The organism is Hansschlegelia beijingensis (assembly GCF_045505405.1).
Taxonomy (GTDB): domain Bacteria; phylum Pseudomonadota; class Alphaproteobacteria; order Rhizobiales; family Methylopilaceae; genus Methylopila; species Methylopila beijingensis_A.
Map to the genome: position 1 here is coordinate 1 of NZ_JBJKEX010000265.1, position 4,300 is coordinate 4,300.

The 4,300-nt window shown below is 68.7% G+C and carries 3 protein-coding genes, 1 tRNA gene and 1 pseudogene; 4 read left to right on the top strand and 1 reads right to left on the bottom strand.

All coding sequences use genetic code 11. The features are described from left to right. The 3 genes and pseudogenes from ACIKT0_RS13900 to ACIKT0_RS13910 form a co-directional block, all read left to right on the top strand. Positions 1-330: pseudogene (locus ACIKT0_RS13900) on the top strand (hypothetical protein); the annotation flags it as partial. A 66-nt stretch (positions 331-396) separates the two neighbouring features. After that, a tRNA-Thr gene (locus ACIKT0_RS13905) sits at positions 397-472 on the top strand. 110 nt (positions 473-582) lie between these two features. Next, entirely contained in the window at positions 583-1,059 is a 477-nt protein-coding gene (locus ACIKT0_RS13910; protein WP_407105917.1) for a tellurite resistance TerB family protein, read from the top strand. Positions 1,060-1,323: 264 nt separating this feature from the next. Here the strand turns inward: ACIKT0_RS13910 and ACIKT0_RS13915 are convergent, their stop codons facing one another. Next, positions 1,324-2,013 (bottom strand): YggS family pyridoxal phosphate-dependent enzyme, encoded by a 690-nt coding sequence (locus tag ACIKT0_RS13915; protein WP_407105918.1) that lies wholly within the window; start codon positions 2,011-2,013, stop codon positions 1,324-1,326. Between the two features lie 170 nt (positions 2,014-2,183). On the opposite strand from ACIKT0_RS13915, the gene leuS reads away from it, so the two are divergent. Then, on the top strand, positions 2,184-4,300 hold a 2,117-nt coding region (gene leuS, locus ACIKT0_RS13920; protein WP_407105919.1), incomplete at its 3' end, for a leucine--tRNA ligase.

Genomic DNA, 4,300 nt, shown 5'->3' on the forward strand with positions numbered 1-4,300 from the left:
GGCCAGGATGGCGGCGCTCGGGATCATGGTCGCGAACCAGAGGCCCGGGAGCGACTGAAGTCCGGCGAGCCCCTGCCGCGCTCGATGCCCGTGCTGATCGACGCCGCTCCGGAGCCGCCTTCGCAAGCGAAGAGCGAGCCCAAGCAGGTCGCGCCGGCGTCCACCGTCGTCGTGGCTCCGGAAGAGACCAAGCCCCGCGGCGCGCGGCCGACGCAGGCTGTGTTTCCGCTCGCGCGTGCGCCGGACGATCCGGGTCCGAACGGCGCGGAAACCGGCGACGCCGCGAACAATGGCGGTTTTCCATCGTCCCGGCCGACCTACGGCGTCTGACGGGATGCAGCCAAGGCGGTTCCCGCCTTGCATTGCGGGCGGCGTTTCGCTAGAGGGAGCGCCGTCGCCGCAATAGCTCAGCTGGTAGAGCACGTCATTCGTAATGACGGGGTCGGGGGTTCGAGTCCCTCTTGCGGCACCATCTCCCCGGCCGATGCGTGCTTTCCGGCCGACACCACCTACATTGATACGGTTCGCGTGCGGCGCAGAGCGTCGACGCATCCCACAGCGGCTCAGCCGTCGGAGGTCCCCGTGCTCGAGAATCTCCGCAGGTTTCTCCACGATCTGGCGGGCGTGCCGGAGGCCGACAGTTTCGCGGTCGACGATTACCGCGTGGCCGCGGCGGCCCTGCTGATCAATCTGAGCGGCGTCGACGGTGTGGTGACGGACGCCGAGCGCAGCGCGCTCCACCAGAGCCTGAAGTCCCATTTTGGGCTCGACGAGGCCGAGACGGCCGAACTCATTGCGGCCGCTCGCAGCCGGGAGGCCGAGGCCGTCGACCTCTATGCCTTCACGAGCGTGCTCAGGCGGTCGCTGGACGCCGCAGGCCGCGCGCAGATCGTCGAGATGATGTGGGAGATCGTGTTCGCTGACGGCGCGGTGCACGAGATCGAAGACAACATCGTCTGGAGAGCGGCCGACCTCCTCGGCGTGTCGTCCAGAGAACGGATCGAGTTGAAGCGCCGCATAGCGGCCGGCGCACGGCCGCTGAAAGCCGAACACGGCTGACGCCCCGAAGCGGCACAGTCCATTTCGCAAAACGCGACGCCATTCGCAAAACGCGACGCCTTCTGGGAGGCCGTCGCCGGCCTCTCACCAGATGTGGAGGCTGCTGCGATCGCGCCGTCTATATCTTGCGCCAGTCACCCTCCATTAGGGTTGGCAAGCGGTTTGCGACGGTCTCAGCAGCCGGATCTGGTTCATGCGTACCGGCATCTGTTCGGGCGGGAGAGGGCGCTTCAGACCCCGGCGACCCTCTCCCGCGCCGATCGATCAGGGCTTCGGCCGGGCGCCGAAGATGGCGCTTCCGACCCGGACATGCGTCGCCCCGAGGGCGACCGCCTCCGCGAAATCCGAGCTCATCCCCATCGACAGGCCTTTGAGGCCGTTGCGTCGCGCGAGCTTGTCCAGCAACGCGAAGTGCGGGCCCGGCGCCTCGTCGACCGGAGGGATGCACATCAGCCCCTCGATCGTCAGTCCGTGCTCGTCCCGGCATGAGGCCAGGAAGGCGTCGACCTCCCGTGGGGCCACGCCGGCCTTCTGGGGCTCCTCGCCGGTGTTGACCTGAACGAACAGTCGCGGGCTGCGGCCCTGCGCCCGCATCTCGCTGGCCAGGGCCTGCGCGATCTTCGGCCGGTCGACGGTGTGGATGACGTCGAACAGGGCCACCGCCTCGTCGGCCTTGTTGGACTGCAGCGGACCGATCAGGTGGAGTTCGACGTCGGGGTAGCGCTCGCGCAGGGCCGGCCATTTGGCTTTCGCCTCCTGTACGCGGTTCTCGCCGAACGTCCGGTGGCCGGCCGCAAGCGCCGGCTCGATGTCTTCCGCCGGAAAGGTCTTCGACACGGCGACCAGCGTGACCTCGCCCTCCGCTCGCCCGGCGCTGCGCTCGGCGCGGCGAATGGCCTTCAGCGTCGCCGCCAGGCGGGACGGAACGTCGTCGGTCGGCTCTGTGGTGCTCACGCGCGGCTCATCTCCATGTCGAGGGTGGCGCATAAGCCGCAACGCGGCGGCGCTCAAGCGCGCAGGACCCTCTTCGGTTGACCGTTTCAATCGTTCGCGCCAAGGTCCGGCCGCTTCGCGACCGGCGATCGCCGCGGCGCGCTCACCCTTCAGGATGCCTGGCGTAACCTATGACGACGGAGCGCTACAACGCGCGCGAGGCCGAGCCCCGGTGGCAGGCCCGGTGGGACGAGCGAAAGCTCTTCCAGACCAATGAGGCCGACGGCCGGCCGACCTACTACGTGCTCGAGATGTTCCCTTATCCGTCCGGGCGCATCCATATGGGGCACGTCCGCAATTACGCGATGGGCGACGTCGTCGCGCGCTACAAGCGCGCCAAGGGCTTCGACGTTCTCCATCCGATGGGCTGGGACGCGTTCGGCCTGCCGGCTGAGAACGCCGCCATCGAGCGGAAGGTCCACCCCAAGGCGTGGACCTACGAGAACATCGCGACCATGCGAAACCAGCTCAAGTCGATCGGGCTGTCGCTCGACTGGAGCCGCGAGATCGCGACCTGCGACCCGGAATATTACGCGCAGCAGCAGCGGCTGTTCCTGGATTTCCTGAAGGCTGGCCTCGCCTACCGGCGGAAGTCCAAGGTCAACTGGGACCCCGTCGACAACACCGTGCTGGCCAATGAGCAGGTGATCGACGGCCGCGGCTGGCGCTCGGGCGCGCTCGTCGAGCAGCGCGAACTGACGCAGTGGTTCCTCAAGATCACCGCTTTCTCCGAGGAGCTGCTGAGCGCCCTCGACGGCCTGCCGCGCTGGCCGGAGAAAGTCCGGACCATGCAGAAGAACTGGATCGGCCGCTCGGAAGGCATGCTGGTCCGCTGGGCGCTCGCCAACGCCCATGGCGACGGCGCGCTGAAGGAGGTCGAGGTCTATACGACCCGGCCGGACACGCTGTTCGGCGCGAGCTTCATCGCGGTCTCGGCCGACCATCCGCTCGCGGCGGCCTGCGCCGCCTGCGACCCGGAGCTCGCCGCCTTCGTGGAGGAGTGCCGGCGCGCCGGGACGAGCCTCGCCGCGCTCGAGACGGCGGAGAAGAAGGGCTACGACACCGGCCTTCGCGCCGCCCATCCGCTCGACCCCAGCTGGGAGCTGCCGGTCTACGTCGCCAACTTCGTGCTGATGGACTACGGCACGGGCGCGATCTTCGGATGCCCGGCGCACGATCAGCGCGACTATGATTTCGCGCGCGCCTACGGGCTTCCCATAAAGCCGGTCGTCGCTCCCGTCGGCGCCGACGCTGACGCCTTGATCGCGGACGCCGCCTATGACGGCGACGGCGTGCTGGTGAACTCGCGCTTCCTCGATGGGCTCGACGTCGCGGCCGCCAAGGAGGAGGTCGCCCGGAGGCTCGAGGCGGCGACGCTCGGCAACCGCCCGGTCGGAGAGCGCAAGGTCAACTGGCGCCTGCGCGACTGGGGGATCTCCCGGCAGCGCTACTGGGGCTGCCCGATCCCGATCATCCATTGCGAGGCGTGCGGGCCGCAGCCGGTCCCCGACGACCAGCTCCCGGTCCTGCTGCCGGAGGACGTCAGCTTCGATCAGCCGGGCAATCCGCTCGACCGCAACGAGGCGTGGCGCACCGTCTCCTGCCCGGCCTGCGGCGGCCCGGCGCGGCGCGAGACCGACACCATGGACACCTTCGTGGACTCGTCCTGGTATTACGCGCGGTTCACGTCGCCGCGGGCCACGACCCCGACCGAGAGGGCGGTCGCGGACCGCTGGCTCCCGGTTGACCAGTATATCGGCGGCGTCGAGCACGCGATCCTGCACCTGCTCTATTCCCGCTTCTTCACGCGCGCGATGAAGATGACCGGGCATCTCGGCATCGACGAGCCGTTCGCCGGCCTGTTCACGCAGGGGATGGTCGTTCACGAGACCTATCGGGACGCTTCCGGACAGTGGGTCGCGCCGTCGGAAATCGCGATCAACGAGGCCGACGGTCAGCGCCGCGCGGCGCGCCTCTCGAACGGCGACCCGATCGAGATCGGGCCGATCGAGAAGATGTCGAAGTCGAAGAAGAACACCGTCGACCCCAACGACATCATCGAGACCTACGGGGCCGACACCGCGCGCTGGTTCATGCTGTCCGACAGCCCGCCCGAGCGCGACGTGATCTGGACCGAGGCGGGCGTCGAAGGCGCGAGCCGCTTCGTCCAGCGCGTGTGGCGCCTGGTGGGTGGTCCACGATCTCGTGGGAAGCGATGCCGGGGAGCGCGCGGCGATAGTAGGGCGCG